Annotated in this window: 23 protein-coding genes; 14 read left to right on the top strand and 9 right to left on the bottom strand. The window is 66.0% G+C overall.

Going from position 1 to position 25,071, the window contains the following annotated elements; genetic code table 11:
• The first annotated feature begins 111 nt into the window (after positions 1-111).
• The 3 genes from I6F12_RS35460 to I6F12_RS35470 all read left to right on the top strand — a co-directional run bounded on the left by I6F12_RS35460 (position 112) and on the right by I6F12_RS35470 (position 1,523).
• A complete protein-coding gene (locus I6F12_RS35460) occupies positions 112-555 on the top strand; it encodes an RbsD/FucU domain-containing protein (protein ID WP_036030270.1) in 444 nt (147 codons plus the stop codon).
• A 31-nt stretch (positions 556-586) separates the two neighbouring features.
• On the top strand, positions 587-1,078 hold the full coding sequence (locus I6F12_RS35465) for an AAA family ATPase (RefSeq protein WP_345944204.1): 492 nt from the start codon (positions 587-589) through the stop codon (positions 1,076-1,078).
• An 85-nt stretch (positions 1,079-1,163) separates the two neighbouring features.
• The gene (locus I6F12_RS35470) at positions 1,164-1,523 is read left to right on the top strand and encodes a hypothetical protein (protein WP_036015565.1); all 360 of its coding nucleotides are present in this window, start codon (positions 1,164-1,166) and stop codon (positions 1,521-1,523) included.
• Between the two features lie 11 nt (positions 1,524-1,534).
• Here the strand turns inward: I6F12_RS35470 and I6F12_RS35475 are convergent, their stop codons facing one another.
• Both I6F12_RS35475 and I6F12_RS35480 read right to left on the bottom strand, forming a co-directional pair.
• Positions 1,535-1,888, bottom strand: a complete 354-nt coding sequence (locus I6F12_RS35475) for a hypothetical protein (protein ID WP_036015568.1) — start codon at positions 1,886-1,888, stop codon at positions 1,535-1,537.
• A gap of 126 nt (positions 1,889-2,014) precedes the next feature.
• Positions 2,015-3,439, bottom strand: a complete 1,425-nt coding sequence (locus I6F12_RS35480) for a hypothetical protein (protein WP_225158410.1) — start codon at positions 3,437-3,439, stop codon at positions 2,015-2,017.
• A gap of 75 nt (positions 3,440-3,514) precedes the next feature.
• Between I6F12_RS35480 and I6F12_RS35485 the strand changes: the two genes are divergently transcribed.
• Positions 3,515-4,711, top strand: coding sequence for an MFS transporter (locus I6F12_RS35485; protein WP_225158411.1), 1,197 nt, complete (start codon positions 3,515-3,517; stop codon positions 4,709-4,711).
• On the opposite strand, the gene dgcA is transcribed toward I6F12_RS35485, so the two are convergent.
• A complete protein-coding gene (gene dgcA / locus I6F12_RS35490) occupies positions 4,681-5,676 on the bottom strand; it encodes an N-acetyl-D-Glu racemase DgcA (RefSeq protein WP_225158412.1) in 996 nt (331 codons plus the stop codon). The two genes, I6F12_RS35485 and dgcA, sit on opposite strands and share 31 nt — an antisense overlap.
• A 130-nt stretch (positions 5,677-5,806) precedes the next feature.
• On the opposite strand from dgcA, the gene I6F12_RS35495 reads away from it, so the two are divergent.
• From I6F12_RS35495 to I6F12_RS35505, 3 genes are read left to right on the top strand one after another with little or no spacing between them, the layout of a single operon-like run.
• A complete protein-coding gene (locus tag I6F12_RS35495) occupies positions 5,807-6,940 on the top strand; it encodes an ABC transporter permease (RefSeq protein WP_225158413.1) in 1,134 nt (377 codons plus the stop codon).
• 2 nt (positions 6,941-6,942) lie between these two features.
• Positions 6,943-7,713, top strand: coding sequence for an ABC transporter ATP-binding protein (locus I6F12_RS35500; protein ID WP_036044529.1), 771 nt, complete (start codon positions 6,943-6,945; stop codon positions 7,711-7,713).
• Between the two features lie 28 nt (positions 7,714-7,741).
• Complete coding sequence (locus I6F12_RS35505; RefSeq protein ID WP_225158414.1) at positions 7,742-8,596, top strand: MlaD family protein; 855 nt, start codon at positions 7,742-7,744, stop codon at positions 8,594-8,596.
• Between the two features lie 150 nt (positions 8,597-8,746).
• Here the strand turns inward: I6F12_RS35505 and I6F12_RS35510 are convergent, their stop codons facing one another.
• On the bottom strand, positions 8,747-14,515 hold the full coding sequence (locus I6F12_RS35510) for an apolipoprotein A1/A4/E family protein (protein WP_225158415.1): 5,769 nt from the start codon (positions 14,513-14,515) through the stop codon (positions 8,747-8,749).
• Positions 14,516-14,911: 396 nt separating this feature from the next.
• On the opposite strand from I6F12_RS35510, the gene I6F12_RS35515 reads away from it, so the two are divergent.
• Both I6F12_RS35515 and I6F12_RS35520 read left to right on the top strand, forming a co-directional pair.
• Positions 14,912-15,286 (top strand): Hpt domain-containing protein, encoded by a 375-nt coding sequence (locus I6F12_RS35515; protein WP_085969292.1) that lies wholly within the window; start codon positions 14,912-14,914, stop codon positions 15,284-15,286.
• A 165-nt stretch (positions 15,287-15,451) separates the two neighbouring features.
• On the top strand, positions 15,452-15,772 hold the full coding sequence (locus I6F12_RS35520) for a 2Fe-2S iron-sulfur cluster-binding protein (protein ID WP_008143731.1): 321 nt from the start codon (positions 15,452-15,454) through the stop codon (positions 15,770-15,772).
• Between the two features lie 29 nt (positions 15,773-15,801).
• Here I6F12_RS35520 and I6F12_RS35525 read toward each other — a convergent pair whose 3' ends face one another.
• Positions 15,802-16,269: a thioesterase family protein gene (locus tag I6F12_RS35525; RefSeq protein ID WP_225114188.1), complete on the bottom strand. Its 468-nt coding sequence runs from the start codon at positions 16,267-16,269 to the stop codon at positions 15,802-15,804.
• A gap of 182 nt (positions 16,270-16,451) precedes the next feature.
• Here I6F12_RS35525 and I6F12_RS35530 point away from each other — a divergent pair, with 182 nt between their 5' ends.
• From I6F12_RS35530 to I6F12_RS35540, 3 genes are all read left to right on the top strand, one after another.
• A complete protein-coding gene (locus I6F12_RS35530; RefSeq protein ID WP_225158416.1) occupies positions 16,452-17,480 on the top strand; it encodes an NAD(P)/FAD-dependent oxidoreductase in 1,029 nt (342 codons plus the stop codon).
• Positions 17,481-17,653: 173 nt separating this feature from the next.
• Entirely contained in the window at positions 17,654-18,247 is a 594-nt protein-coding gene (locus I6F12_RS35535; protein WP_036015584.1) for a DUF2147 domain-containing protein, read from the top strand.
• A 257-nt stretch (positions 18,248-18,504) separates the two neighbouring features.
• Positions 18,505-18,858, top strand: coding sequence for a hypothetical protein (locus I6F12_RS35540; protein WP_225158417.1), 354 nt, complete (start codon positions 18,505-18,507; stop codon positions 18,856-18,858).
• A gap of 57 nt (positions 18,859-18,915) precedes the next feature.
• On the opposite strand, the gene I6F12_RS35545 is transcribed toward I6F12_RS35540, so the two are convergent.
• The 3 genes from I6F12_RS35545 to I6F12_RS35555 all read right to left on the bottom strand — a co-directional run bounded on the left by I6F12_RS35545 (position 18,916) and on the right by I6F12_RS35555 (position 21,419).
• Positions 18,916-19,185 (bottom strand): hypothetical protein, encoded by a 270-nt coding sequence (locus I6F12_RS35545; RefSeq protein WP_036030219.1) that lies wholly within the window; start codon positions 19,183-19,185, stop codon positions 18,916-18,918.
• A gap of 192 nt (positions 19,186-19,377) precedes the next feature.
• Positions 19,378-20,742 carry a HAMP domain-containing sensor histidine kinase gene (locus tag I6F12_RS35550; RefSeq protein WP_036030218.1) on the bottom strand — a complete coding sequence of 455 codons (1,365 nt, stop codon included), beginning with the start codon at positions 20,740-20,742 and terminating at the stop codon, positions 19,378-19,380.
• Entirely contained in the window at positions 20,739-21,419 is a 681-nt protein-coding gene (locus tag I6F12_RS35555) for a response regulator transcription factor (RefSeq protein ID WP_036015597.1), read from the bottom strand. The genes I6F12_RS35550 and I6F12_RS35555 overlap by 4 nt, the downstream gene beginning before the upstream one ends.
• Before the next feature lie 354 nt (positions 21,420-21,773).
• Between I6F12_RS35555 and I6F12_RS35560 the strand changes: the two genes are divergently transcribed.
• Entirely contained in the window at positions 21,774-22,661 is an 888-nt protein-coding gene (locus I6F12_RS35560) for a MipA/OmpV family protein (RefSeq protein WP_225114190.1), read from the top strand.
• A 3-nt stretch (positions 22,662-22,664) separates the two neighbouring features.
• Entirely contained in the window at positions 22,665-23,405 is a 741-nt protein-coding gene (locus tag I6F12_RS35565; RefSeq protein WP_225158418.1) for a hypothetical protein, read from the top strand.
• Between the two features lie 47 nt (positions 23,406-23,452).
• Here the strand turns inward: I6F12_RS35565 and garD are convergent, their stop codons facing one another.
• Positions 23,453-24,994 carry a galactarate dehydratase gene (gene garD / locus I6F12_RS35570; protein WP_225144343.1) on the bottom strand — a complete coding sequence of 514 codons (1,542 nt, stop codon included), beginning with the start codon at positions 24,992-24,994 and terminating at the stop codon, positions 23,453-23,455.
• Positions 24,995-25,071 lie beyond the last annotated feature (77 nt).

Raw genomic sequence — 25,071 nt, forward strand, 5'->3', positions numbered from 1 at the left:
CCGCGTTCGAGCCTTGCGGTCCGTGATCCCTGTCACCATGCTGGCCTCCGTGATCTGAATCACGCTCGGAACCTGCTATGGTTAGCGATCGATTGGGAGGACGTCCGCCACATGCTGAAATCGATCGATCCGATCCTCACCCCCGATTTGCTCTGGCTGCTCGCCGCGATGGGCCATGGCGACGACCTCGTGTTCGTCGACGCCAATCACCCCGCCACCCGGATCGCGCAGAGCACCTCATCGCAGCGCCTGATCCAATTGCCGGGCATGACGATGGAAACTGCCATCCGGGCCATCATGTCGGTCTATCCGCTCGACGATTTCGATCCCGATCCGGTGCGTGTGATGATGCCGGTCGACGATCCCGACCGCGTGCCCGAGGTGCAGCGCGCCGTGCTCGCGGAGATCGCACGTGCGGCTGGCCGGCCGGTCACGCCCGGCAAGCTCGCGCGTCCCGATTTCTATCGCGCGGCAGCGGCAGGCTTTGGCGTCGTGCAGGTCGGTGACAGCAGGGGCTATGGCTGCTTCCTGATCAGGAAGGGCGTGATCAGTTAGGAATATCATGAAGCATCCATCCTCACTGATCGTGTTCGGCGGCCTTCCAGGTACCGGCAAGACGACGATCGCTCGCGAACTCACCGCCAGGCTGGCGGCGACCTATCTTCGTATCGATGCGATCGAGCAGCCATTGCGGGACGCAGGTTTCATCGTCGGCGCAGCAGGCTATGCCGTTGCCAACACGCTCGCCGCCGAAAACCTCAAGCTCGGGCGCATCGTCATCGCGGACTGCGTCAATCCCGTGCTGGCAAGCCGCGCCGGATGGCGGCAGACTGCCTTGCGAACCGGCGCAGGCGTCGTCGAGATTGAAGTGATTTGCAGCGAACCGGCGTTGCACCGGCAGCGCGTGGAAAACCGGCTGCCCGACATTGACGGTCACAAGGTTCCAACCTGGGATGACGTCGTGAGCCTGACTTACGAGCCGTGGGATCGGGAGCACTTGGTGCTCGATACGGCCGAGAGTTCGCTCGACCATGTCCTGGACCGCGTTGAAGCGCATGTGCGCGACAAGATCGGCTAGTCGTCTTACTGGCGTTTGGTGGGACGAAACGCCTCGCACTCGAATTTGAGTGGCCTTCTCGCATCCGCCTGTCTATCGTCGATTCATGTCTCGCCTTCTGTGTCTCTTCGTTGCTGTCGTCCTGTCGCTGCTGCCCGCTGTGGCACCGGCCGAGCCCGTGCAAAAGCGCCCCAAGCCGGTCTGGAAGGGCTACGGCTTCCTGCCGGGCTATCGGCAGCCGCTCAGCAACAGCATCCCGCTCTACAAGCAGAAAGACGCCATGCGCCGCCTGTCGCGCGCCGACCGGCGCCATTGGTACATCGACCCGGTTCCACAATATTATCGCTGGGACGGCGAGTGGCACTATTTCGGTCGCCCCGGATTCAACGGCGGCCGCTACAACGGCGGCAGCTATGGCCCGTGCTGGACGCGCACGCCGATCGGTCCGATCTGGAATTGCGGGTGAGGCGCTGACAGTCAGGGAAAGCTGCGGACGACCTCGATCAAGCCGACGATTGCGGCATTGAACGCATCGAGGTCCTCGGCCGGAATCCAATACTCCAGATGTGAGCGTCCGCCCGCTTCCTGCGCATCGTATTTTTCGATGAAGCTGCGCTTGACTGCAAAACGGGTCACGAAGCCCGATCCGCTCGCCGGGACATTCCAGTCCCGCGCGATCTTGATGGCGTAGTCTTCGGTCAGCACCGGATAGAAGATCGGCTGGTCGGGCAGGCGCGGCGGAAACGCGCGCATGCCGGATTGCTGGATCAACTCCAGCTCTTTTGGACCGACGGGCCGCCAGAGAGTGAGGGTATCTTCGGTGGGGGACATGGGCGTGAGGTCCAAGATCGACCGTCGTCGTTGCGAGCGCAGCGAAGCAATCCAGAATCCTCCGCGGAGACAGCCTGGATCGCTTCGCTGCGCTCGCAATGACGGTGTGGGGGGAGTGCGCGCCCCTTACGAAAAGAACGCGATCTTCTCGGCCTGGGTCATGCGGCGGATCGGGGCGAGCGGGTCGTTGGCCGGTGCGCGGGGTTTTTGCAAGATGCCGCTGGCGAGGATGGTGGCGCCGAGCGAGGCGTCGGACATGGACGCGGGCAGGGGCGAGGGCATCGGCAGCGTCGCGGTCGGGGCTGCCGCCAATGATGCTGCGGCCGCCACGGCGGGCGCCTGCTGCTCCATCACTTCGGCGGCGGCTTCCGCGATGGCGTCGGTGAGGCGCGCGAGCGAGTCCAGCGCGATCGGCGCGTCCGCGGCGGGCTCTTCGGCGATGGCTGCGAGGACAGGCTCGGCTGCGACCGGCTCCGGCTGTTCGGTAGCAATGGACGCCACGACATCCGAGGGCGCGGGCTCCGGCGTCGCGGCTGCCATCTCCACCGGCTCGATGATCTCGTCAAACTCGGGATCGGGCGCGGCCATCTCCATCGCGATGGCCTCGAGGATGGCTTCGTCCTCGGCCTCGGCTGCGGCGTCGAGCGAGAACTCCTCGCTTGCTTCCGTCAAGGCCTCCGGCTGAGCGGCCGGCTCTTCAAACGCCACGGCTTCGAGCTCGGCATCATCAGGCGCGAGGTTTTCGAGCGCCGCGCTTTCGGCAGGGATTTGGCTTTCGGCCGCGATCCCCTGTGCGGCAGCCGCGTCCATGGCCTGCTCGGCGATGGCGGAGGTTTCAGCGACGGCCGCTGCTTCGACGGCCGCATCGAGTTCCGGAGCTGCCGCGATCTCTTCGCGCGTCTCCGTAAAAGCCACGGATGCATCGCCCGCCATCGCCGCCATCTCGACGGGCGAGGCTTCTGCGACTGATGACGGCGCCTCCTGTGCCGGAGCAGGCGCGGGCTGCGGCGTTGCGTCGCCGTCGAGCTGCTCGACTCGATCCTTCAGCAGATCGAACGCGGCTTTGAGCTCGATGCGGGGATCGAGGGTCGAGATCTGCCCGCAGGCGGCCTCGATCGAGGCGAGCTGCGAATCAATGAGGTCGCAGATTCGCCCGTCGGCGCCGATCTCGCGCCAGCGCCAGGAGATCTCCTTGATGATGCGTACCCCGCGCGGGATCGGCGCGAGACTCGCCTCGATCGCGCCGGGATCGAACGCGGCGAGCGCGATCGTCTCGGCCTCGCGGATGGCGCGGCGGATCTCGACCAGCGCCTCGGGCAAGCGGTCCTCGACGACCGGTTGCCGCTGTGCCGCAAGGGTTTCCTCGATTTTGGCGACCGCATCCAGCACCATGCTTGTGTCGGCATTGCGGTTGCGCTTGGCATATTCGCCGAGGAACCAGCGGCCGCGCGCGGTCTCCATGAAGGCTTCGCGGATCGCGTCGTAATCCTGCTCGTTCGGCGCGGCCGCGCGGGCAGACATGGGCGAGAGGGCGAATGCTTCGTTGGCCATGACAATCTCGTCGCGCAAATCAGTGCGCGTTACTGTAACGATCACCACGATATCGACCGAATCGCAATTGGTTTGATGCAGTCCGAATCACAAATCCCCATCGCGGCAGCGACGAAGCGGCGATTCGCCGTGAGCCTCGCCGTGTTCTATTCGGCCTTCTTTGCGGTCCTGGGCACGCATGTGCCGTTCTTCCCGGTCTGGCTGAAGGCGATCGGCATTGACGCTGTCTGGATCGGCATCATCGCCGCGCTGCCGGCGATCACGCGCTTCACCACGCTGCCGCAAGTGACCGCTTTTGCCGAAAAGCGGCAGGCCATTCGCGCCGCCATCATGGTGTCGGCGCTGGCCACTGCGATCGGATTTACGATGGTCGGCCTGCAGCAGCAGCCGCTGGCGCTGTTCCTGGTCTACGCGCTGACCTGCATGGTGTGGACGCCGACGATGCCGCTGACCGATGCCTATGCGTTGCGCGGTGTCGCCCGCTACGGGCTCGATTACGGACCCCTGCGACTGTGGGGGTCGGCGGCGTTTGCCGCCGGCTCGCTCGCCTGCGGCTATCTCGTCGACATCATCGCTCCGCGCGACCTGATCTGGGTCATCGTGGCCTGGGCCGTCGTCGCGGTTCTCGCCAGCCTGCTGCTGCAGCCGCTCGACGATCTCAGGCACAGGACGCCGGAGCGGCACGCCGGCAAGCCGCTGCTGCGCGATGCAGCCTTCTGGGCCGTGATCGCATTGGCGGCGCTGATCCAGAGCAGTCACATCGCCTTCTACACCTTCTCGGCCATCAACTGGCAGCTGCAAGGCATCAGCGGGCTGACCATCGCGGTGCTGTGGACGCTCGGCATCATGGCAGAGATCGTCGTGTTCGCGCTGTCGCCGCGCTTCTCGCTGCAGCCGTCCACGCTGATAGCCATCGGCGGCGTGGTCGCCGTGCTGCGCTGGATCGTCACCGCGAGCGAGCCGCCGCTCGTGCTGCTCGCGATCGCCCAGCTCGGCCACGGCTTCAGCTTCGGCCTGACCATCGTCAGCACCATGAACCTTTTGGCGCAGCGCGTGTCTTCGCATCAGATCGCGCGCGGGCAGGGCTATTACGCCGCCTGCAACGGGCTCCTGGGGGCGGCGACGTCGATCGCATCAGGCGCGATCTACGCCCGCATCGGCGACAATGTCTATTACGTCATGGCCGCGATGGCCGCTGCCGGCGCCATTCTGATCTGGTCGGCGCGGCATCGCCTCACGGCTCAGCCCCAGAGCGAAACATCCGGCGGGTAGACCAGGCTGCCGTCATAACGCAGGCCGTGGTCGCGGTCGCGCGCCAGCAGCAAGGGGCCGTCGAGATCGACGAAGCGCGCCTGCGGCGTCACCAGCATCGCCGGCGCTATCGACAGCGAGCTCGCGACCATGCAGCCGATCATGATCTCGAAGCCGAGCGCCCGGGCAGCATCGGCCATGGCCAGCGCCTCGGTGAGGCCGCCCGTCTTGTCGAGCTTGATGTTCACGGCGTCGTAGCGTTCGCGCAAGGGCGCAAGCGAAGAGCGGTCATGCACGCTCTCGTCGGCGCAGACGGCGAGGGGGCGCTTGATGCGCGCCAGCGCTTTGTCGCGGCCTGCCGGCAGCGGCTGCTCCACCAGGGTGACGCCCGAAGCGGCGCAGGCGGCGAGATTGGCCTCCAGATCGGCCTCGGTCCATGCCTCGTTGGCATCGACGATCAGCTCGGCCTCAGGGGCGGCCTTGCGCACGGCCGCGATGCGCTCCGGATCGCCGTCGCCGCCGAGCTTGATCTTGAGCAGCGGACGGTGCGCCGCTTTGGCGGTCGCGGCGGCCATGGCCTCGGGGGTCGCTAACGAGATCGTGTAAGCCGTGGTGCGCTCTTCCGGGGCCGGGCGGCCCAGCAGGTTCCAGGCGCGCAAGCCCGCCGCCTTGGCCTCAATGTCCATCAGGGCGCAATCCAGGGCGTTGCGGGCCGCACCTGATGGCATTGCGGCCTGGAGGGTCTCTCGCGTCAGCCCGCCCGCGACGGCCTCCTGCATGGCCTGGATCGCAGCCAGCGTCGCCTCCGGCGTCTCGCCGTAGCGGGGATAGGGCACGCACTCGCCGCGTCCGGTCAGGCCGCCCCGGCTGACCTCCGCCACGACCGTGACGGCCTCGGTTTTGGCGCCCCGACTGATGGTAAAACTGCCGGCGATCGGGAAGCGCTCGATTCGCGCCGCCAAAGCTGCAAATTTCATGGAAGTCATTTTGAACTCTGGCGAAATCTGAACCTGCTAGTTACCTCTAGCAACTAACATTAACCCTTGGGGATACCTTCTCTGGGTAAGGGCGCGTGCGCAACCATCTGATTTTCTCCGCCCCGGCACGGGAGCGGACATGAGTGGCGATCCGAAGCTGGAACGGATTGCCAAGGGCGACGCCCTGGCACTGTGCGCCACCGGCACCTGGACCGCGAGCTTTGCGCCGGTCCTGGAGCGGATGGTCGCCGACGCCGAGAAGCTTGCAGACACCCCACAAAGCATCTTCATCGACGTCTCCGAGGTCGCCAAGCTCGACACGTTCGGCGCCTGGCTGATCGAGCGGCTGCGCCGCAGCCTGACCAAGGGACCCGTCGAGGCGCAGATCGCGGGGCTCTCCGCCAATTATTCCAGCCTCGTGGACGAGGTGCGGCGGGTCAGGGGGGCGGCGGTGGTCGACAGCGACCCGATCACCATCTCCGGCATGCTGGAGCAGATCGGACGGACCGTGGCCGGCGTCGCCGGCACGGTGGCAGGCCTCGTCGACATGCTGGGCGCCGTGCTCGCGGCGTGGTTTCGCGTCCTGATCCATCCGCGCTCGTTCCGCCTGACCTCGACCGTGCACCACATGGAGCAGGTCTGCTGGCGCGCGGTGCCGATCATCGTACTGATCACCTTCCTGATCGGCTGCATCATCGCGCAGCAAGGCATTTTCCATTTCCGCAGGTTCGGTGCCGACATCTTCGTCGTCGACATGCTCGGCGTGCTGGTGCTGCGTGAGATCGGCGTGCTCCTGGTCGCGATCATGGTCGCGGGCCGTTCGGGCAGCGCCTACACCGCAGAACTCGGCTCGATGAAGATGCGCGAGGAGATCGACGCGTTGCGCACCATGGGGTTCGATCCGATCGAGGTCCTGGTGCTGCCGCGCATGATGGCGCTGGTGCTGGCGCTGCCGATCCTCGCATTCCTCGGCGCCATGGCTGCGCTCTATGGCGGCGGTCTGGTGGCCTGGCTCTATGGCGGCGTTCAGCCCGAGGCCTTCCTGCTGCGCCTGCGCGACGCCATCTCGATCGACCATTTCATCGTCGGCATCGTCAAGGCGCCGGTGATGGCCGCCGTGATCGGCATCGTCGCCTGCGTCGAAGGGCTCGCCGTGCAGGGCAGCGCGGAATCGCTGGGTCAGCACACCACCGCGTCGGTGGTGAAGGGCATCTTCTTCGTCATCGTCATGGACGGCATCTTCGCCATCTTCTTCGCCTCGATCGGGATGTGACGATGGCAGGCGAGATTCAGGATCCGATCATCCGCGTCCGCGACATCACCGTGCAGTTCGGCGCCACGCGCGTGCTGGACGGGCTCAACCTCGACGTCAAGCGCGGCGAGATTTTGGGATTTGTCGGCCCCTCGGGCGCGGGCAAGTCGGTGCTGACGCGCACCATCATCGGCCTCGTGCCGAAGGTCGCGGGCTCCATCGAAGTGTTCGGCGTTGACCTCGATTCATCGAGCGCGTCGCAGCGGCGCAATGTCGAGCGGCGCTGGGGCGTCCTGTTCCAGCAGGGCGCGCTGTTCTCCTCGCTGACCGTGCGGCAGAACATCCAGTTTCCGATGCGCGAATATCTGCGCGTCTCGCAGCGGCTGATGGACGAGATCACCATGGCCAAGCTCACCATGGTCGGCCTCAAGCCCGAGGTCGCCGAGCGTTTCCCGTCCGAACTCTCCGGCGGCATGATCAAGCGCGTGGCGCTGGCGCGTGCGTTGTCGCTCGATCCCGACCTCGTCTTTCTGGACGAGCCGACCTCCGGCCTCGATCCGATCGGCGCGGGCGACTTCGACGAGCTGGTTCGGACCCTGCAGCGCACTTTGGGGCTGACGGTTTTCATGGTAACCCACGACCTCGACAGCCTATACACAGCATGTGACCGCATCGCCGTTTTAGGGAACGGTAAGATCATTGCGGCAGGGTCGATCGCCGACATGCAGGCCTCGCAGCATCCCTGGCTGAGGCAGTATTTTCATGGCAAGCGCGCCCGCGCGGTCATGGGTTGAGAGCTGGGTTGAGTAGCCGGAGCACCTGATGGAAACGCGGGCGAACTACATTTTGATCGGCTCGTTCACGCTGGCGGTGATCGCCGCCGCGATCGGCTTCGTGCTGTGGTTTCAGTCGCTGCACACGACCAAGCAGCGCAGCCCCTTGCGCGTCGTGTTCGAGGGCCCGGCGGCGGGCCTGCGCAACGGCGGCAGCGTCAATTTCAACGGTATCAGGGTGGGCGAGGTGGTCTCGGTGAAGCTTGACAACCCGCGGCGGGTTGTCGCACTCGCCATGATCGAGAATAACGCCCCGATCCGCAAGGACACCCTGGTCGGCCTCGAATTCCAGGGTCTCACCGGCGTTGCGGCGATCTCGCTGAAGGGCGGCGAGGAGGCCGCGCCGGCTCCGCCGCTAGACCAGGACGGCATCCCGACGCTCACGGCCGACCCCAACAAGCTCCAGGATGTCACCGAGGCGATCCGCGCCACGCTGCAGAACGTCAACAAGATCGTCGCCGACAATCAGGAATCGGTGAAGAACTCGCTGAAGAACCTCGAGACCTTTACCAACTCGCTGGCGCGCAATTCCGAAAAGATCGACGCCGTGATGGCCAAGGTCGACGGCGTCATGCTCAAGGCCGACAATCTCATGCTCGGCCTCAACACGCTGGCCGGCGGCAAGGATGGCGGCGAGCTGTTCCAGGCGGTGAAGTCGATCCGCGAGCTAGCCGAAGATTTCGACAAGCGCTCGGGCGCTCTGATGGCCGACGGCCGCCGCACCCTCGGCGACATTAGCCGCGCCGTGAACAATTTCGACCGCAACCCGACCCGCGTCCTGTTCGGCGCCAGCAACTCGTCGCCGCCCGAGCCGCCGAAGCCTGCGGCAGCGCCCAGGCGGTAGGTGGTAGGAAAGCGCGAATGGGGAGTGGCGAATAGCGAGTAGCGTATACAGCCTTCCTCACGGATCGATCCCAAGCAAAAACGGAGCCCGCGAGGGCTCCGTTTTCATTCGCTATTCGCTATTCGCAATTCGCCATTGGCGAGCTTCCGCTCACCCCAGCCGGCCCGCCGCGTGCGCGAGCAGGGTGTAGACCAGGCCCGTCTCCGAGATCAGGTGGCTGCGCAGCTCCTGCGGGCCGCGGCCGTCGTGGGCGACTTCGTCGAGCAGGCGCTCGAACTCGGCGACGTAGCGGTCGACCGTGCCCTTGAAGTTGCGGTCGGCGCGGTACTTGCGGGCAACCTCGTCGAAGGCCTTCTGGCCGGCGGGCGTGTACAGGCGCTTGGTGAAGGCCTTGTTCTCGCCGCGCTGGTAGCGGTCCCACATCTCGGCGGCGAGGTTGCGGTCCATCAGCCGGCCGATGTCGAGCGACAGCGATTCCAGCGGATTGCTGCTTGCCTGCGGCGCCTGCGGCTGCGGCGCGGGTGCCGCGCGGCCACGCGGAGCCTGACCGGCCGGTGCGCCCTGATTGGCGTCGGTGCGGTTGAGCAGGTCCGACAGCCAGCCGTCACGGCCCTGGTCGTTGCCACCGGGCGCGACCGGCGGCGCTTCGGTGCGGCGCCCGGCCGGCATGCCGAGGTCCGGCGGCGGCAGCGTCGAGGCGCTGCCGATGTCGCGCATGCGGGTCTCGGGAGCCCGGCCGCCGACGGCGGCCAGCACCGGCTCTTCCTGGCGTTGCACGCTGGCGCGGCCCGCCGTGGTGACGTCGAGCCCGCGGCCGTGCTGGGCCACGATGCGGTTGAGCTCGGCGAGCGCCTCGATCTGGTCGACGATCACCTTGCGCATCTGCGCCGTGCTCTCGGCGGCCTCCTGCGGCATCTCGAGTACGCCGCGGCGCAGCTCGTTGCGGGTGGCTTCGAGCTCGTTGTGCATCTCCAAAGCCATCTGCTTCATGCTGGCGACGAGGTTGGTGAACTTCTCGGTCGACTGCTTGAACATCGTATCCGCCTCGTCCGTGGTCTGGCGGTAGATGTCGTGCATGGCCTCGATGGTCTGCCGGTGCTCCTCTTCAGACGCCGCGCGCACCGCCTCGAACTGGCGGGTGATCGCGGCCGAGCCGGCGCCGGCGGTCTCGGCGACGACGCGGGCGATGTCGCGGGCGCGCTCTTCGGCCGCGGCAAGCGATTCATCGAGCAGGCCGGTGAAGCGCGACAGCCGCTGGTCGAGATCGGCCGTGCGCAGGTCGATCGTGGTGACGAGCGATTCCAGTGCCTGCTTGCGTTCGGCGAGCGAGGCAGTGGTGTTCTTGTTGCTCTGCTCGACGACCTGCGCGGCCTCGACCAGCGCCTGGCCATGCTTGTCGAACTGGGTCGACAGCTCGCCGAGATCCTGCAGCGCCTTCGTGGTCTTGCTGTTGAAGACGTTGAGCTGCTCTTCCAGGTTCTGCGTCGCCGCGCCGTTGCGCGAGGTGACGTCGTTCATCGCCGAGACGAAGTCGGCGACGCGGGTCACCAGCGCCCGCTCGAGCGAGTTGAGGTTGTCGTGCGCACCGGTCAGCACCTCCTGGAGCAGGATGTTGCCTTCGCGCAGGCGCTCGAACAGGGCGACCGTGTCGGTGCGCAGGATCTTGCTGGTCTCCTGCATCTCCGTCACGGCCGCGATCGAGACCTGGCGCGACTGGTCGATCGCGGAACGCGAGGCCTGCTCGAGGTCCTTGAGCGACTTGCCGACGGCGCTGGTGGCGACCTCGCTCGCCGCGTTGATGGTGCGGGCGACTTCCGAGCCGTTGCCCATCATGGTCTGCGAGAAGGCCTGGCCGCGCGTCTCGATCGACTTCAGCGCGTCGGAGGTGACGCGGTCGATGTCGAGCGTGAGCTGGCTGGTCTTGGAGCCAATCGCGTCGACCAGTGCGCCGCGCTTGGCGTCGATCATGTTCGACAGGCGGTCGGCCTGCTGCTGCACGTAGGTGACGATCTCGTCGGTCTTGCCGGTCATGGCCTGACCGAAGCTGGAGCTGGCGGCGAGCACCGAGCGCTCGACGTCGGCCGAGCTCGACTTGACGCGCGAGCTCGCCTCGTTGGAGGCGGAGATCAGCGCGTTCTGGGCGTTGAGCGCGCTGGTCTGGATATCGTTGGTCGCGTTGGCGGCGGCCGCGCTCAGCGTACGCTCGATCTCGGTCGAGATCGTGCGGATCTGGCTCGCGGCGTCGGCCGAGGTAGAGGTCAGCGAGATCTGGGCTTCACGCGCGCTGTTGAGGATGGTCGAGGCGGTGTCGGCGCCGACCGCGGTCAGCGTGCGCTCGATGTCCGTCGTCAGCGACTTGATCTGGCCCGCCGCATCGGTCGAGGCGGAGATCAGCGTGCCCTGGGCCTCGCGCACGCCGCTGGTGAGCGCCTCGATGGTGGCGCCGCCGGCTGTCGCCAGCGCGCGCTGCATCTCGGCCGCGAGCGAACGGACCTGGCTGGTTTGTTCTGCGGAGACAGCAAGAAGGGTGCTCTGGGCGTCGCGGGCGCTGGTGGTGATCGTCTCGGCGGTGGTCTGGCCGACCTGAGAGAGCGAGCGATGCACTTCGGCCGCGAGCGACTTGACCTGGCTCGCCGCGTCCGAGGACGCCGTCACCAGCGTGCTCTGGGCCTCGCGGGCGCCACTCATGATGGTCTCGGCCGTCGAGGTGCCCGCCATCGTCAGCGAGCGCTGCACGTCCGAGGACAGCGCCTTGATCTGGTTTGCGGTCTCGGTCGAGGCCGCGATCAGCGTGCTCTGCGCATCGCGGGCGCCGGCGGTGATCGACTCCGCCGTGGCGGTGCCGGCCATCGATAGCGAGCGCTGCACGTCGGCGGTGAGCGTCTTGACCTGGCTCGCCGCATCCGAGGACGCGGTGACGAGGGTGGTCTGCACCTCGCGGGCGCCGGCCAGGATCGAGGCCGCGGTGGCGGAGCCCGCCGCCGACAGCGTGCGCTCGACGTCGGCCGCGAGCCCCTTGATCTGGGTGGAGGCTTCGCCCGAGGCCGCGACCAGCGTCGACTGCGCTTCGCGCGCGCTGGTCAGGATCGAGTTCGCCGCACCGGTGCCGACTGCGGTCAGCGCCTGCTCGACCTCGGCCGAGGTCATCTTGAGCTGGGCGTTGACATCGGAGGAGACCGTCAGCAGCGACTGCTGGGCGGTGCGCGCGCCGGTCTGGATGGTCTCGCTGGTGTTGACGACGAGGTTGGTGAGCGAGCGCTCGGCGTCCTCGACATGCGAGCGGATCGCGGTCGAGATCATCTCGGCGCGGGACATCATGTCCTCGCTGGCCTGGCGTCCGCTGCTTTCGATGCGGCCGGCCACGGCCTCGACGCGGGAGCCGAGCAGATCCTCGAACTGAGCCACGCGCACGTCGATGTCGCTGGCGACCGAGCCGACCTTGGTCTCGATGGCCTGCTGGATCTCCTGGAAGCGTGCCGTGACCGTGTCGGTCAGATGCGTGCTGCGGCCGTCGATGATCTCGGTGACGCCGGTGATGCGGCGGTCGACCGCCTCGATCGCCTGCGCGGTGCCGTCGGTGAGCGTCGAGGTCAGCAGCGTCAGGCGCGTGTCGATCGACTGCACGGCCTGCGATGCGCCGTTGGTCACGGCGGTGGTCAGGTAGGTGAGGCGGGAGTCGATGGATTCGAGCGCCTGCGTCGCGCCACCCGTGAGCGTGGTCGTGAGGTGGGTCAGGCGGGTGTCGATCGACTGGATGGTCTGCGATGCACCGACGGTCAGCGAGCTCGTGAGGTGGTTGAGGCGCGCATCGATGGTTTCAATGGCCTGCGAGGCACCGTCGGTGAGCGAGCTCGTGAGGTGATTGAGCCTTGCATCGATTGTTTCGATGGCCTGCGACGCCCCGCCAGTCAGCGACGTCGTGAGGTAGGTGAGGCGGGAGTCGATAGACTGGATCGCCTGCGCGGCACCGTCGGTCAGCGACGTCGCCAGCGTGTTGATGCGTCCGTCGATGGTCTCGGTCATCGACTTCGCGCGGCTGTCGAACGACAGCTCGAGCGCGGCGACGCGGCCGACGAGCTGCTCGTCGAAGGTCCTGATGTGGCCTTGGATGGTGCCGTCGAGGCTGGCGATCTTGCCGTTCAGCGAGGCGTCGATATTGCCGACGCGTTCGCCGATCGTGGTCTCGAACTGCACGAGGCGCTGGTCGAGCACCGCCGTGATCTGGCCGCCGTTCGACGTGAAGCGGGTGTCGAAATCGTCGACATAGGTCTTCAGTGTCTCGGCGATGTCCTGCGTGCGCTGGCCCATGCGCTCGACGATCTCGCCGCCGAAGGTCTTCACGGTGCGGTCGAATTCGGAGATGTGGCGGGTGATCAGCGCGCCCAGCGTGCCGGAATCGCGGGCGAACTTCTCGACCAGCTCGGTGCCCTGGTTCCTCACCAGCTCGTCGAACGCGCTCATCTGCAGCGACAGCGAATCGTGCGCGGTCTCGGTCTGGCTGACGACCTTGGCGACCAGGGCGTTGACGGTGGCGTCGAGCGCCTCGCTGGCCTTGTCACCGCTCGTCATGATCTGGCCGGCGAGGCGGTTGCCGGCGTCGTCGATCTTGGCGGAGATGTCGTTGGACCGCAGCTCGAGCTCGAGCAGCAGCGAGTCCGACGAGTTCTTCAAGGAATCGTGCACCTGCTCGGTGCGCTCGGAGATGCCGTCGACGATCGCGGCGGAACGCTGCTCGAACTCGCCGGTGATGCGGTCGATGCGCTCGTTCAGCATCTCGTGGACGCGGTCGGCGAGGTCGACGAACTCGTCGTGGACGTGGCCGGTCTTGAAGTTGAGGCTGGTGGTCAGCCGCTCGCTGGCGTCGAGCACGGCGCGCGTGGTCTCGTTGCTGGCCTCCTCGAGACGGTCGAGCAGGTCGCCGCCGCGCTCGCCGAGAGCCAGGATCATGTTGTCGCCGGCATTGCTCAGCGCCTGGGTGATGTGGGCGCCGCGCTCTTCCAGAGCGCCGGTGATCGACTTGGCCACCTCGTCGACGCGGGAGGCGATCGCGTCCGAGATCAGCGCGATGTCGTGGCGCAGGTCGATCTGCACGCCGGAAATGGCGCTGCGAACCTGCTCGGCCTGGCCGACCAGGTTGTCGCGCTGATGCGCGATGTCCTGGAGCAAAGCGCGGATGCGCACCTCGTTGTCGGAATAGGCGCGTTCGAGCGCGGCGACCTCATTGGCGACCAGCGTCTCGAGCTCACCGGCGCGCGCGATCGCACGCTCGATGCCGTCGCCCATCGCTGCGACCTCGCGGCGGATGGCCTGGCCGACGGTGACCATGGAATCGGAGGCCGAGCCTTCCGGCTCGGAGAAGCGGATCGCGACCTGCGCCATCGCCTGCGCGATCATGCGCATTTCCTGGCCGCGCCAGACGAGGCTCGCGAGGAAGTAGAACAGCATGACCGGCGCGAAGAACATCGCGACGAGGCCGGCGATCACGAGCACGCCGCCGCTCTGGCCCATCGCGGCCTGGATCGAGGGCAGGAAGCCGACGGTCAGCGCGGCGCAGGCGGCGAGCCAAATGCCGGCGAAGATGGTGGCGAAGGTGTAGACGCTGCGGGCAGGGCGGCCCTTCTGCAGCGCCTGGAGCAGCTGGCCGATGGTCTCGCGATCGTCGTTGGCGGCGCGGCGCGCAGTGCGCGGCTCCTCGACCGGGTCGAACACGGTCGAGCGCTCGTTGGCGGCGGGGCGCGGCTCGAAGCTCGGCTCGTCGAAGACCGGAGGCGCGGCCGGCGGCACCGGGGGCGCCGTTTCGTTGCGCATTGCGGCGTTGCGGCTGGTATCGGCCGCGGTGTCGCTGATGTTCAGAGCTTCCTGGATTGCAGAAAGCGCAACTTCTGTAGGGTCTTTGACCTTTTTCGGAGTGTTCGCCATGTTCAGTCCGAGCCCTCGTTACTTGTACGCGTCCCCCCGCGAGCCCTGCGCGCGACGCAAGCCCACAGACCGGATCATGCCGCTTGCGCGGATCTCCGAGCCGTCCCCACCCGGACGGCTTGTCCGCCAATTTCTGCAACATCCTATTGGCAGAGCGTCGCGAATGAAATGCCCGCGATTAAGACATTCTTAATCATCGTTAACAGGATCGCGCCGTAACGCCTTAGCAATCAACGCAATTCTCAACCGGACTCGGCCAATTGCGGCAACTTTTCGTCAATAAACCGGCGGATCTGCGTCAAATCCCCCAAACATTTCGTTAACCATTTCCATGCTTGGGTGAGGGGAATCTGACCGCCGGACCGGCGGCCGTCGCGCGAAGCCGGGGCCTGCGCCATGACGCCTGAACTGCAAGGGATGGACTGGATGCCTTCGCCCCCGCTTGCGCCCATCGACAGCCCGCTCGACCTCGATCACCTCTCTCGAATGACGCTCGGCGACGCTGAGCTGGAGCAGGAAGTGCTGGCCATGTTCGCGGAGCAGGCGGCCCGTCTGCTCGCGGCGATGACCGCATTGCCGGCCGAGACCGGCACGCTTGCGCACAAGCTCAAGGGTTCGGCGCGCGGGATCGGCGCCTTTGCGGTCGCTGATGCCGCTGCCAGCCTGGAGACTGCGATCCGGACCGGCCATGGCCGGCCCCACGCCTTCGCCGCGCTGAAAGAGGCGGTGGCCGAGGCCCGCGCTGCCATCGCGGCGATGCTGAAGCGTTGAGCCGATACGTCCGGAGCCGGGCTCTAGTCGCTTGTTTTGACGCGTTTTCTTCCCGCAAAGCGGGATTCATTTGGCTTCAAAACGCTATGGCGCCGGGCTGACCGACCCGTTATAGGACAGCCGGGACCCTCCTTCATTCAAAGCACCGCGGCAGCACGAGCACACATGGCCAAGATTCACTTTGTCGACCACAAGGGCGAAACCCGCACGGTGGAAATCGAGAACGGCGCGACCGTGATGGAAGCTGCGATCCGCAACAGCATTCCCGGCATCGAGGCCGAATGCGGCGGCGCCTGCGCCTGCGCAACCTGCCATGTCTATGTCGACGAAGCCTGGCGCGAGAAGGTCGGCAGCCCGACGCCGATGGAAGAGGACATGCTCGACTTCGGCTTCGACGTGCGCCCGAATTCGCGCCTGTCTTGCCAGATCAAGGTCTCCGACGAGCTCGACGGCCTCGTCGTGGCGACGCCCGAGCGCCAGGCCTGATCCGTCTCCAAGCAGACTGTCCAAGTCGACTAGGTGCTCGGCGGCGCGACCTCGATGCCGCGCTTGTGCCAGGGTCTGAGCTTCTCGATCACCTCTGCGGTCAGCGGCGCCGGTCGGCGCGTCGCCTCGTCGAGCAGGACGCCGACCGACGTCGCCGACGCAATGCACGTGCCGTTCGAGAACACGACCTGCTCGAATGTCACTGACGTTCGCCCGAGCTTGACCACGCCGAGGCCGAGCTCGATCGAGCCGGGCCAGTGCAGCTCGGCGCGAAAATGCATGTCGAGCCGCACCATGATCCAGGCGAGCCCCGGGGGGGTCAGCCCGTATTCGGGAAGCTTCATCAGCGTGACACGGCCGGTCTCGAAATATGTGGCATAGACCGCGTTGTTGACGTGCTGGTTCGGGTCGAGGTCGCCGAACCGGACGTTGTCGCTGAGGCGAAACGGAAAGTCCTCAAGGCGCGGGGTCGTGTCGAGGCGGGCTGGCGCGTTCACCGATTGATCTCCGTCATATCCATCCTCGTTACAGCCCAGTTATTTTGGCCCGGCAAGTGGGCGCGGCTGCGGGGCGATCCCGCTTTTATGCCTTTCCTGTTCCATCCCCGTTGGCTAGACAGGCAGGGTCACCTCTGCCCAACGGGCGCCGTCCAACCGATAACGATCGATAAAGAGACGACATGAGCGACGTGGTCAAAACCGATGTGCTGATTATTGGGGCCGGGCCGTGTGGTCTGTTCGCCGCCTTCGAGCTCGGCCTTCTCGACATGAAGGCGCATTTCGTCGACATCCTCGACAAGGTCGGCGGCCAGTGTGCCGAGCTCTATCCGGAAAAGCCGATTTACGACATTCCCGGCATTCCCCAGGTTTCGGGGCAGGGGCTGACCGACGCGCTGATGGAGCAGATCAAGCCGTTTCATCCGACCTTCCATCTCGGCGAGATGGTCGAGACCGTGGAGAAGATCGGCGATCCCTTGTTTCGCTGCACCACGGATGCCGGCAAGGTGTTCGAATGCAAGGTGGTGGTGATCGCGGCCGGCGGCGGCTCGTTCCAGCCCAAGCGCCCGCCTGTGCCCGGTATCGAGGCCTATGAAGGCACCTCGGTGCATTACGCCGTGCGCAAGATGGAGACGTTCCGCGACAAGAGCGTGCTGATCGTCGGCGGCGGCGATTCCGCGCTCGACTGGACGCTCAATCTGCATCCGATTGCGAAGCGCATCACGCTGCTGCATCGGCGCGACGAGTTTCGCGCCGCGCCCCATAGTGTCGAGCAGATGCGCGCGCTGGTTGCCGGCGGCAAGATGGATCTGCGGCTCGGCCAAGTCACCGCGCTCTCCGGCGCTGACGGAAAGCTCACCGGCGCCACCGTCAAGGGCAACGACAACAGCGTCACCGAAATCGCTTGCGACACCATGCTGCCGTTCTTCGGGCTGACCATGAAGCTCGGCCCGGTCGCGAATTGGGGCATCGCGCTGGAGAACAATCTGGTGCCTGTCGAGACGTCCGCGTTCGAGACCAATGTGCCGGGCATCTTCGCGATCGGCGACATCAACACCTATCCCGGCAAGATCAAGTTGATCCTGTGCGGCTTCCACGAGGGCGCGCTGATGTCGCAAAAAGCCCATCGCTATGTCTATCCGGAGAAGCGGCTCGTGTTCCAGTACACGACCTCGTCCTCCAGCCTGCAAAAGAAGCTCGGTGTCAACTGACGGAAGCGTTCGGGGCGGCGATGCCCCATGTTTCTGGTGCTGGAACCGTTCGTGAAATCGCCGTAGTCTGCGGCCATTCCGGTCATAGGCTTGGCCAGGTTTTTGGCTTAGCACAGTTTGGCTCTGCGAAGTCTTGGCTCAGCAAAGGTGATTGGCTCAGCAAGGTGATCATAATGCGGACTCTCGTTTCCAGCTTTCGGCTGCCCTCCTTCCTGGCGCTCGCATTGTCGCTCGCGATCGTGACGCCGTGCGCGGCGCAGACCGCCGAGCCTACTGCGGCGGGCCTTTGGCAGAAGGTCGAAGACGGCAGGACGGTCGGATGGTTCCTCTTCGTAGATCGCAACGGCGTCTTCGAAGGTGTGATCGCCAAGACCTTCCCGCGGCCAACCGACGACCCGAATGAGGTCTGCTCCAAGTGCACCGACGATCGCAAGAACGCTCGGGTGCTCGGCATCTCCTTCGTCCGCGACATGAAGCGCGAAGGATTGAAGTACGAGGGCGGCAACGTGCTCAATCCGCGCGACGGCCAGATCTGGAAGGCCAACATGCGGGTCAGCCCCGACGGTCAGACCCTGACGTTGCGCGGCTATCTCGGCATCGCGCTGCTCGGCAAGGACGAGACCTGGACGCGCCTGCCCGATGCCAACATCGCGCAGGTCGATCCGGCCATCGTCGCAAAATACTTGCCCGCGCAGGCTGCAGCCGCCAAGCAACCGGCGCCCGCGGCGAAGAAGGGCGGCGCGATGATGGCGCCGGCAAAGCAGTAAGGGCGCAAGCCGCGCGCTGCGCGGTCCCAATGGCCCTAGCGCAGGGTCTCCAGCCTGTGCGGCCACCTTCGCCGAAGGGCGAACGTGCCTCGGGCGCCCTCCAGTAGTTCCCCGGAATGCGCGCTGGCGCTGGATTTGCATAGCTGTCGGCAAAGCTGCTGGGGGAGCGAGTCGCCGTCTCCACGCCTGCCGCGCACCATGCGGAAGGCGGACGGCAGCGTTTGCCCCGCGGTGATCACTTCGACCGCGGAGACCACATGAAACGTGCAAGACAGTGTGCCGCCGTGCTGCTGGGGCTGGCGGTTCTGACGCATGCGGCGCTGGCGCGCGACGACGGCCGCTTCGCCAACTCGCCCCTGAAACCCTGGTTCGAGAGTCTGCGTAGCGAGTTCGGGCTATGCTGCTCGGATGCCGACGGCTACGTCATCGCCGACGTCGATTGGGAGTCCGATCGCGGTCGCTACCGCGTGCGCATCGACGGCGAGTGGGTCGTGGTGCCTGACGGCGCCGTGATCACCGTCCCGAACAAGATCGGCCGCACCATGGTGTGGAAGCACTATATCGACGGCCATCCGCGCGTGCGCTGCTTCATGCCGGGCAGCATGACGTAGAGGCGCGTGGCCATTCCGGCCGGCGCGGAGCGCCGAGCCGGAACGACAACGCCAAGCTTAGCGCGCCTGGTTGTTCGAACCCGCGCTCGCGAGCTGCTTGATCCGCGGCGACAGCACGGCGACCTGCACGGGCGAGGCCGGCATGCCGGCGACGATCATCGCGGGGCTCGCAGACTGCTCCTGGACGCCGGCGCCGCCGAGCACTTGCACTTGCGTTGTCGTGATCGGAAACGACGTCACTTCGTAGGAGGGAAGCTCGCTGGCGAACGCGGCGGCCGAGCTCGCAATCATGGCGCCGGCAACGGCAATCATCGAGAGAACACGCATTGGAAAATCTCCGTGGAAGATGTCAATCGGAGGTTTGGTCGCCGCGATGGCAGAACAGGTTCGCCCGCGCGCGAACATTCCCGTTGTCTTCGGCGCAGATATTGATTGCGTGATGCGAAGGGACGAAACGCGGAAGACGTTTTCCGCGCCAATGTTTCCGGACGGTTTCGCGAAAAGCGCCGATGCGCCCGCTCAATGCTCTTGCAGATCGAACTGCGCAGATCTCGCCGGCGCGGCGGCCGCGGCAAAGCGCAGGCGCATCGTCGTGCCGTAGCCGGGCGCGGAAGCGACGACCAGCTCCCCGCCATGCGCCGCCATGATCTCGCGGACGATCGACAGGCCGAGACCGGCGCCTGCACCTGCGGCGTTGCCGGTCTGAAACGGCTCGGTCAGCCTGTGTTCGGCGCCGTCGGGCAGGCCCGCGCCATCATCGTGAATAGCCACGCCATCGCAGCCGATCGTGGCGACGATGCGCCGCGCGCCATGGGCGTGGATGAGCGCGTTGCCGACGAGATTGGCAAGTGCACTTCGGATCGCAGCGTCTACGCCCTGCACCACGAAGGGACCTCTTCCCTCGTGCTCGAGCGCAAGCTCGATGCCGGCGTCCAGCGCCGACGGGCTGAAATCGGCCAGCACGTCCAGCGTGATCTGGGCAAGATCGATCGGCCGCTTCTCGATCGCATGATTTTGCAATCGCGCCAGGTCCAGCATCGCGGAGACCAGCGAGGTCAGCCGGCGGACGTCGCGCACCAGCTCGGCCTTCAGGGCCGGCTCGGGCACGTCCTCGATCTTGGCGCGCAGCAGCGTCAGCGGCGTGCGAAGCTGATGGGCGGCATTGCCGAGGAAGCGGCGCTGCATCCTGATATAGGCGTCGATCTCGCCGAAAGCGCGGTTCAGCGCCTCGACCAGCGGCTTCAACTCGCGAGGGACCTCGGACAGCGATATCAAACCTTGCGGCGCCGAGGGGTCGATCGCGAGCGCGCGACGCGCCACCCGCTCGATGCTACGAGAGACGAAACGTGCGGCAAGCGCTGAACCGATGGCGACGGTCGCGGCAAAGGCCAGCGCCACCAAGGCGATCGAAAAGACCCTGCGGAGGAGAAAAGTCCTTGCAATCCGGCCAAAGCGAACCTGAGGCTCGCCGACCATCATCGCGAGCCGCAACGGGCCCCGTTGTACGGCGGAAAGACAGAAGGTGCTCTTCTGGTCGAGCGTGCTGAAAACGGACGAGCCGATGGGCCCGTGGTAGGGCAGCACGAAGGGAAGGGGAGGCCGGTGTTCGCTGCCGTACTCGCTGAGCAGGTCGCCCGCGGACACCACGTACCAGAGGTTTGGGCTGTCCAGCTTCAATTCCTCGAGCGCAGGAGTCGAGCGTATTATCAGTCTTTGCCCTTCGATCACCGTCGCGCGATCGAGAACGGCCGCTACGACCTGGCACGCCCTGAACTCGCGCTCCTCCGTCGGGTAACGCCATATGAAGAGGCCAAGCATGATCAGGAAGATCGTGGTGGCGGCGATACCGAGCGAGAACGCAAAGGTTCGGGCGATTGACTTCATCGCGGCGTTGCCAGCCGCAGGATGTAGCCGATGCCCCGCATGCTGCGGATCTCGACGTCGCCGCCGAGTTCGGCCAGTTTCTTGCGCAAGCGCGAGACCTGCGCCTCGAGCGTGTTGGACTCGATCTCGTCGTCGAAGCCGTAGATCTCCTCGATCAGGGCGGCGCGGGTGATCACGCGGTCGCGCCGCATCAGCAGCGCCCCCAGGATCAGCGCCTCGCGCCGGCGCAGCAGGATCCTGGTGTCGGCGACTACCGCCTCGTTGCTGCCGAGGTGCAACTCGACGTTGCCGAGCGACAGCACCGATGGGGCCAGCAGCCGAGGCCGGCGCAGCACCGCGCGCACGCGCGCAAGCAGCTCCTGCGGCTCGAACGGCTTGCCGAGATAATCGTCGGCCCCGCCATTGAGCCCTTCGACGACATCCTCCTTGGCGTCCTTGGACGTCAGCATGATGATTGCGGGCCGCTCCGCCGATTGGCTCAGCGCCGTGACCACCTGGAGCGCATCTCCGTCGGGTAGCATCCGGTCGACGATCGCCAGATCATACTTGAAATTGTTCAGTGCCTGGCGGGCATCGGCGATCGAGCCGACGAGGTCGACGATGCCGTGCAATTGCCCGAGCAGCCGGCTGACATAGGCGCCGATCTGTGGTTCGTCTTCGATCACGAGGGAGCGCACGCGGGTCGTCCTTGACTCTGCTGGGGCAACAAAACCCTGACCGTGACGCTCCCTGGCCGAATTCTGGCGCTTCGGCTCGTGCGCGAGGGTTCCCATAAAGGCGGCGAGCTTGGCGAATAAAAGGCAGGACCGAGTGAGTTCGCGGGTATGGCTCGTCACGTTTTTGAGGGCGTGATCGCGGCGGTGCAATGTTGGGGCAATGTTGATCCGGCGGGCGTGCCTGCCAGCGCCGGACATGGCCCTGGAAACATCTGATCGCACCTTGCAATCTTCGGGCAATTTAGCCGGACCAGATGCTGTGGCTCCTAACCACAACAGTCGACTCGGCCTGCAAGGCCGGTCCGGGGCCCCGCAATGAATGATTTCGAAGAAGCCGCTCTCCGCCTCACGGCGATTGTGCGGCGGACGACCGCCTGTCTCGCCGCACTCGGTGCGATTATGGCGACTGCGCCATCAGTCTCGGCGCAGACCGCCTTCACGCTGCCAGCGCCGCCATTGGAGCTGCCGATGCTGCCCTCGCCGTCGGGCAACTGGACCGTCATGGTCGGCATCGGCGGCGAATACAAGCCCGAGTTCGTCGGATCGAACAACGGAAGGTTTGCTCCGGTCCCGATCTTCTCCATCCGCCGCGCCGGATCAGTCGACCAGTTTCGCGGACCGCGCGACAGCACCAGCATCGCGCTGCTCGACATCGGCCATTTTCGCGCCGGCCCCGCGTTCAAATACGTCGCCTCAAGGAAGGCCGACAAATATGCCGAGCTGACCGGCCTTGGCAATGTCGACGCCGCCTATGAGCTCGGCGGCTTCGTGGAGTATTATCCGGTCGACTGGCTGCGCCTGCGCAGCGAGTTGCGCCAGGGCATGGGCGGCCATACCGGCACCGTCGCGGATGTATCTGCCGACGTCATCGTGCCGCTGATTCAAAGGCTGACGATCTCGGCCGGCCCGCGCTTCACCTGGAAGAGCACCAATGCCACTGCGCCGTATTTCGGCGTCGATGCCGTGCAGGCGCTGGCATCGGGGCTTCCGAGATACGATGCCAGAGGCGGTGCGCACTCGGTCGGTTTCGGCAGCCAGATCTCCTACCGCATCAACCCGCAGTGGGAGGTCCACGCCTATGTCGAGTACCAGAAGCTGCTCGGCGATGTCGCGGACAGCCCGCTGGTGAAGCTGCGGGGATCCTCTAACCAGACCACCGTCGGTCTCGGTGCGTCCTATTCGTTCGATTTCAGGATCCGATAGACCATGCGCGGCAAGATCATCCTAACTCTCGCCTGCGCGATCGCCAGCGTCGCGCTCGGTGCCGCCGCGGCGTTCGAGACGCGTGCCAGCCGGCTCCAGGCGATCAAGACCGTCGGTATCATCTCGGCGATCGGCGAGGAGATCAGCCTGACGCGAGCCGGCCTGACCGGGCTCGACAACGCCGCGCAGACCGCCTCGATCGGCGCATGGGGGCTGGACGAGCTGATCGTCCAGCAGGCAACGAAGCTGCTGAGCGGACGGTTTCATGTGCAGCCGGTGAGCTACCGGCGCGCGGCCTTCGCCGCGATCAGGGATTCGGCGGTCGCGCCGGTCAATCTGCTGCGGAGCGACCCGTTCAAGGAGCTGGTTCGCAGCGATGTCACGCCGCAGGGACTGGACGCATATATCGTCATCACCCGGGCGAGATCGAAGCTTGGAAACGGCCGCAACGTCGAGGGCGTCGGGTTCGCCGAATATCGGACGCTGCTTGCGGATTACGGACTGATCTACGCCTTGTACGAGGTTCGCATCATCGAGGGCAAGTCGTTCGACGTGATCGAGAAGAGGGTGGCCGCGCCGCTCGACAACACTGGCACGGTGCGGATCGCCGGCCCGAGCGGACCGATCGAAGCGACGTTCGAGGACGCGGGTTCGAGCGAACGGCTGCGTGCGGCGATCGCGAACCTCATCGTCCGAAGCCTGCCGCTCACGCTGGGCGACATGCACTTGATCGAGGGACAGTGACGGTTCTGTTTTGACGCGAACCGGGACCCACTTCGCTCGGAAACGCTTTAGGTCACCGGCGCGGGATTGAACAGCGTGAGGTCGTTGTGGATGCCCCAGCGGTCCGACCAGGGTTTGGTTCGGCCGCTGGCAACATCGAGGATCAGGCGGAACAGGTCCCAGCCGGTCTCCTGGATGGTCTTCTCGCCGGTTGCGATCTTGCCGGCGTCGAAGTCGATCAGGTCTTTCCAGCGCCGCGCGAGCTCGCTGCGCGTCGCGACCTTGATCACCGGTGCTGCCGCGAGGCCATAGGGCGTGCCACGGCCGGTGGTGAAAACTTGCAACGTCATGCCCGAGGCGAGCTGCAGCGTGCCGCAGATGAAGTCGGAGGCCGGCGTCGCGGCGAACAGCATGCCCTTCTGCGTCGCCTTCTCGCCGGGCGAGAGCACGCCGGTGATCGCGCTCGAGCCGGACTTGACGATCGAGCCGAGCGATTTCTCCACGATGTTGGCAAGACCCCCCTTCTTGTTGCCGGGCGTGGTGTTGGCGCTGCGGTCGGCGCCACCGCGGGCGAGATAGGAATCGTACCAAGCCATCTCGCGCACCAGCGCGCGGCCGACGTCCTCGTTGATGGCGCGGCGGGTGAGCAGCTGGATCGCGTCGCGCACTTCAGTCACTTCCGAGAACATCACGGTGGCGCCGGCGCGCACCAGGAGGTCCGCGGCGAAGCCGACGGCGGGATTGGCAGTGACGCCGGAGAAGGCATCGCTGCCGCCGCATTGCAGGCCGATCACAAGGTCGGACGCCGGGCAGGTCTCGCGCTTGCGGGTGTTGAGCACTTTGAGCCGCGCCTCGGCCTGGGTCATGATCGCCTCGACGATCGCACCAAAGCCGTCGAAAGCCTCGTCCTGCATGCGGATGATCGCGTCACCCACGCCTTCCGGCACCAGGCGTTCGGGTGCGAGCTTCTCGCAGCCGAGGCCGACAACGAGGATCTCGCCGCCGAAATTCGGGTTGAGCGCGAGGTTCTGCAGGGTGCGGATCGGCACCACCGCGTCGGGCGCGGTGATGGCGACGCCGCAGCCATAGGCGTGCGTCAGCGGCACGACGTCATCCACGTTCGGATATTTCGGCAGCAGCTCGGCGCGGATGCGCTTCACCGCATATTCCATCGTGCCTTTGACGCATTGCACGGAGGAGGAGATGCCGAGGATGTTCTTGGTGCCGACCGAACCGTCCGGATTGCGGTAGCCCTCGAAGGTGAAGCCTTCGAGCGGCGGCAGCGGTGCGGGGACGGCGGTCGAGATTTCGAGCTTGTCGAGGGCAGGGGCCTCCGGCATGCGGATGCGCGCCTCGTCCACCCATTCGCCGGCCAGGATCGGCGACAGCGCGTAGCCGATGATCTCGCCGTAGCGGACGATCGGTTCGCCTTCCGCGATGTCGACCAGCGCGGTCTTGTGTCCCTGCGGCACGAAGGCGCGCAACGTCAGGCCGCTGGCAAAGCGCGCGCCGGCGGGGAGCCCGAAATCATTGACCACGATCGCGACATTGTCGCGCTCGTTGAGCTTGATGTAGCGGGGCTGCTCTTTCGCTGCGACGTCCTGGTCCATCTGCGCTGCCTCAGAAGTCGTAGGGTGGGCAAAGGCGCAACGCGCCGTGCCCACCGTCCTCACACCGAGCGTAAGTG

The sequence above is a fragment of the Bradyrhizobium sp. IC4059 genome, assembly GCF_020193615.1.
In the GTDB taxonomy this organism is placed as follows: Bacteria; Pseudomonadota; Alphaproteobacteria; order Rhizobiales; family Xanthobacteraceae; genus Bradyrhizobium; species Bradyrhizobium yuanmingense.

What these genes read in the sequence shown, in the direction of transcription:
- I6F12_RS35460 (WP_036030270.1), top strand. Translation starts at nt 112, where the DNA reads ATGCTGAAATCGATCGATCCGATCCTCACCCCCGATTTGCTCTGGCTG.
- I6F12_RS35470 (WP_036015565.1), top strand. Translation starts at nt 1,164, where the DNA reads ATGTCTCGCCTTCTGTGTCTCTTCGTTGCTGTCGTCCTGTCGCTGCTG.
- I6F12_RS35475 (WP_036015568.1), bottom strand. Translation starts at nt 1,888, where the DNA reads ATGTCCCCCACCGAAGATACCCTCACTCTCTGGCGGCCCGTCGGTCCA.
- I6F12_RS35480 (WP_225158410.1), bottom strand. Translation starts at nt 3,439, where the DNA reads ATGGCCAACGAAGCATTCGCCCTCTCGCCCATGTCTGCCCGCGCGGCC.
- I6F12_RS35485 (WP_225158411.1), top strand. Translation starts at nt 3,515, where the DNA reads ATGCAGTCCGAATCACAAATCCCCATCGCGGCAGCGACGAAGCGGCGA.
- dgcA (WP_225158412.1), bottom strand. Translation starts at nt 5,676, where the DNA reads ATGACTTCCATGAAATTTGCAGCTTTGGCGGCGCGAATCGAGCGCTTC.
- I6F12_RS35495 (WP_225158413.1), top strand. Translation starts at nt 5,807, where the DNA reads ATGAGTGGCGATCCGAAGCTGGAACGGATTGCCAAGGGCGACGCCCTG.
- I6F12_RS35500 (WP_036044529.1), top strand. Translation starts at nt 6,943, where the DNA reads ATGGCAGGCGAGATTCAGGATCCGATCATCCGCGTCCGCGACATCACC.
- I6F12_RS35505 (WP_225158414.1), top strand. Translation starts at nt 7,742, where the DNA reads ATGGAAACGCGGGCGAACTACATTTTGATCGGCTCGTTCACGCTGGCG.
- I6F12_RS35510 (WP_225158415.1), bottom strand. Translation starts at nt 14,515, where the DNA reads ATGGCGAACACTCCGAAAAAGGTCAAAGACCCTACAGAAGTTGCGCTT.
- I6F12_RS35515 (WP_085969292.1), top strand. Translation starts at nt 14,912, where the DNA reads ATGACGCCTGAACTGCAAGGGATGGACTGGATGCCTTCGCCCCCGCTT.
- I6F12_RS35520 (WP_008143731.1), top strand. Translation starts at nt 15,452, where the DNA reads ATGGCCAAGATTCACTTTGTCGACCACAAGGGCGAAACCCGCACGGTG.
- I6F12_RS35530 (WP_225158416.1), top strand. Translation starts at nt 16,452, where the DNA reads ATGAGCGACGTGGTCAAAACCGATGTGCTGATTATTGGGGCCGGGCCG.
- I6F12_RS35535 (WP_036015584.1), top strand. Translation starts at nt 17,654, where the DNA reads ATGCGGACTCTCGTTTCCAGCTTTCGGCTGCCCTCCTTCCTGGCGCTC.
- I6F12_RS35540 (WP_225158417.1), top strand. Translation starts at nt 18,505, where the DNA reads ATGAAACGTGCAAGACAGTGTGCCGCCGTGCTGCTGGGGCTGGCGGTT.
- I6F12_RS35545 (WP_036030219.1), bottom strand. Translation starts at nt 19,185, where the DNA reads ATGCGTGTTCTCTCGATGATTGCCGTTGCCGGCGCCATGATTGCGAGC.
- I6F12_RS35550 (WP_036030218.1), bottom strand. Translation starts at nt 20,742, where the DNA reads ATGAAGTCAATCGCCCGAACCTTTGCGTTCTCGCTCGGTATCGCCGCC.
- I6F12_RS35560 (WP_225114190.1), top strand. Translation starts at nt 21,774, where the DNA reads ATGAATGATTTCGAAGAAGCCGCTCTCCGCCTCACGGCGATTGTGCGG.
- I6F12_RS35565 (WP_225158418.1), top strand. Translation starts at nt 22,665, where the DNA reads ATGCGCGGCAAGATCATCCTAACTCTCGCCTGCGCGATCGCCAGCGTC.
- garD (WP_225144343.1), bottom strand. Translation starts at nt 24,994, where the DNA reads ATGGACCAGGACGTCGCAGCGAAAGAGCAGCCCCGCTACATCAAGCTC.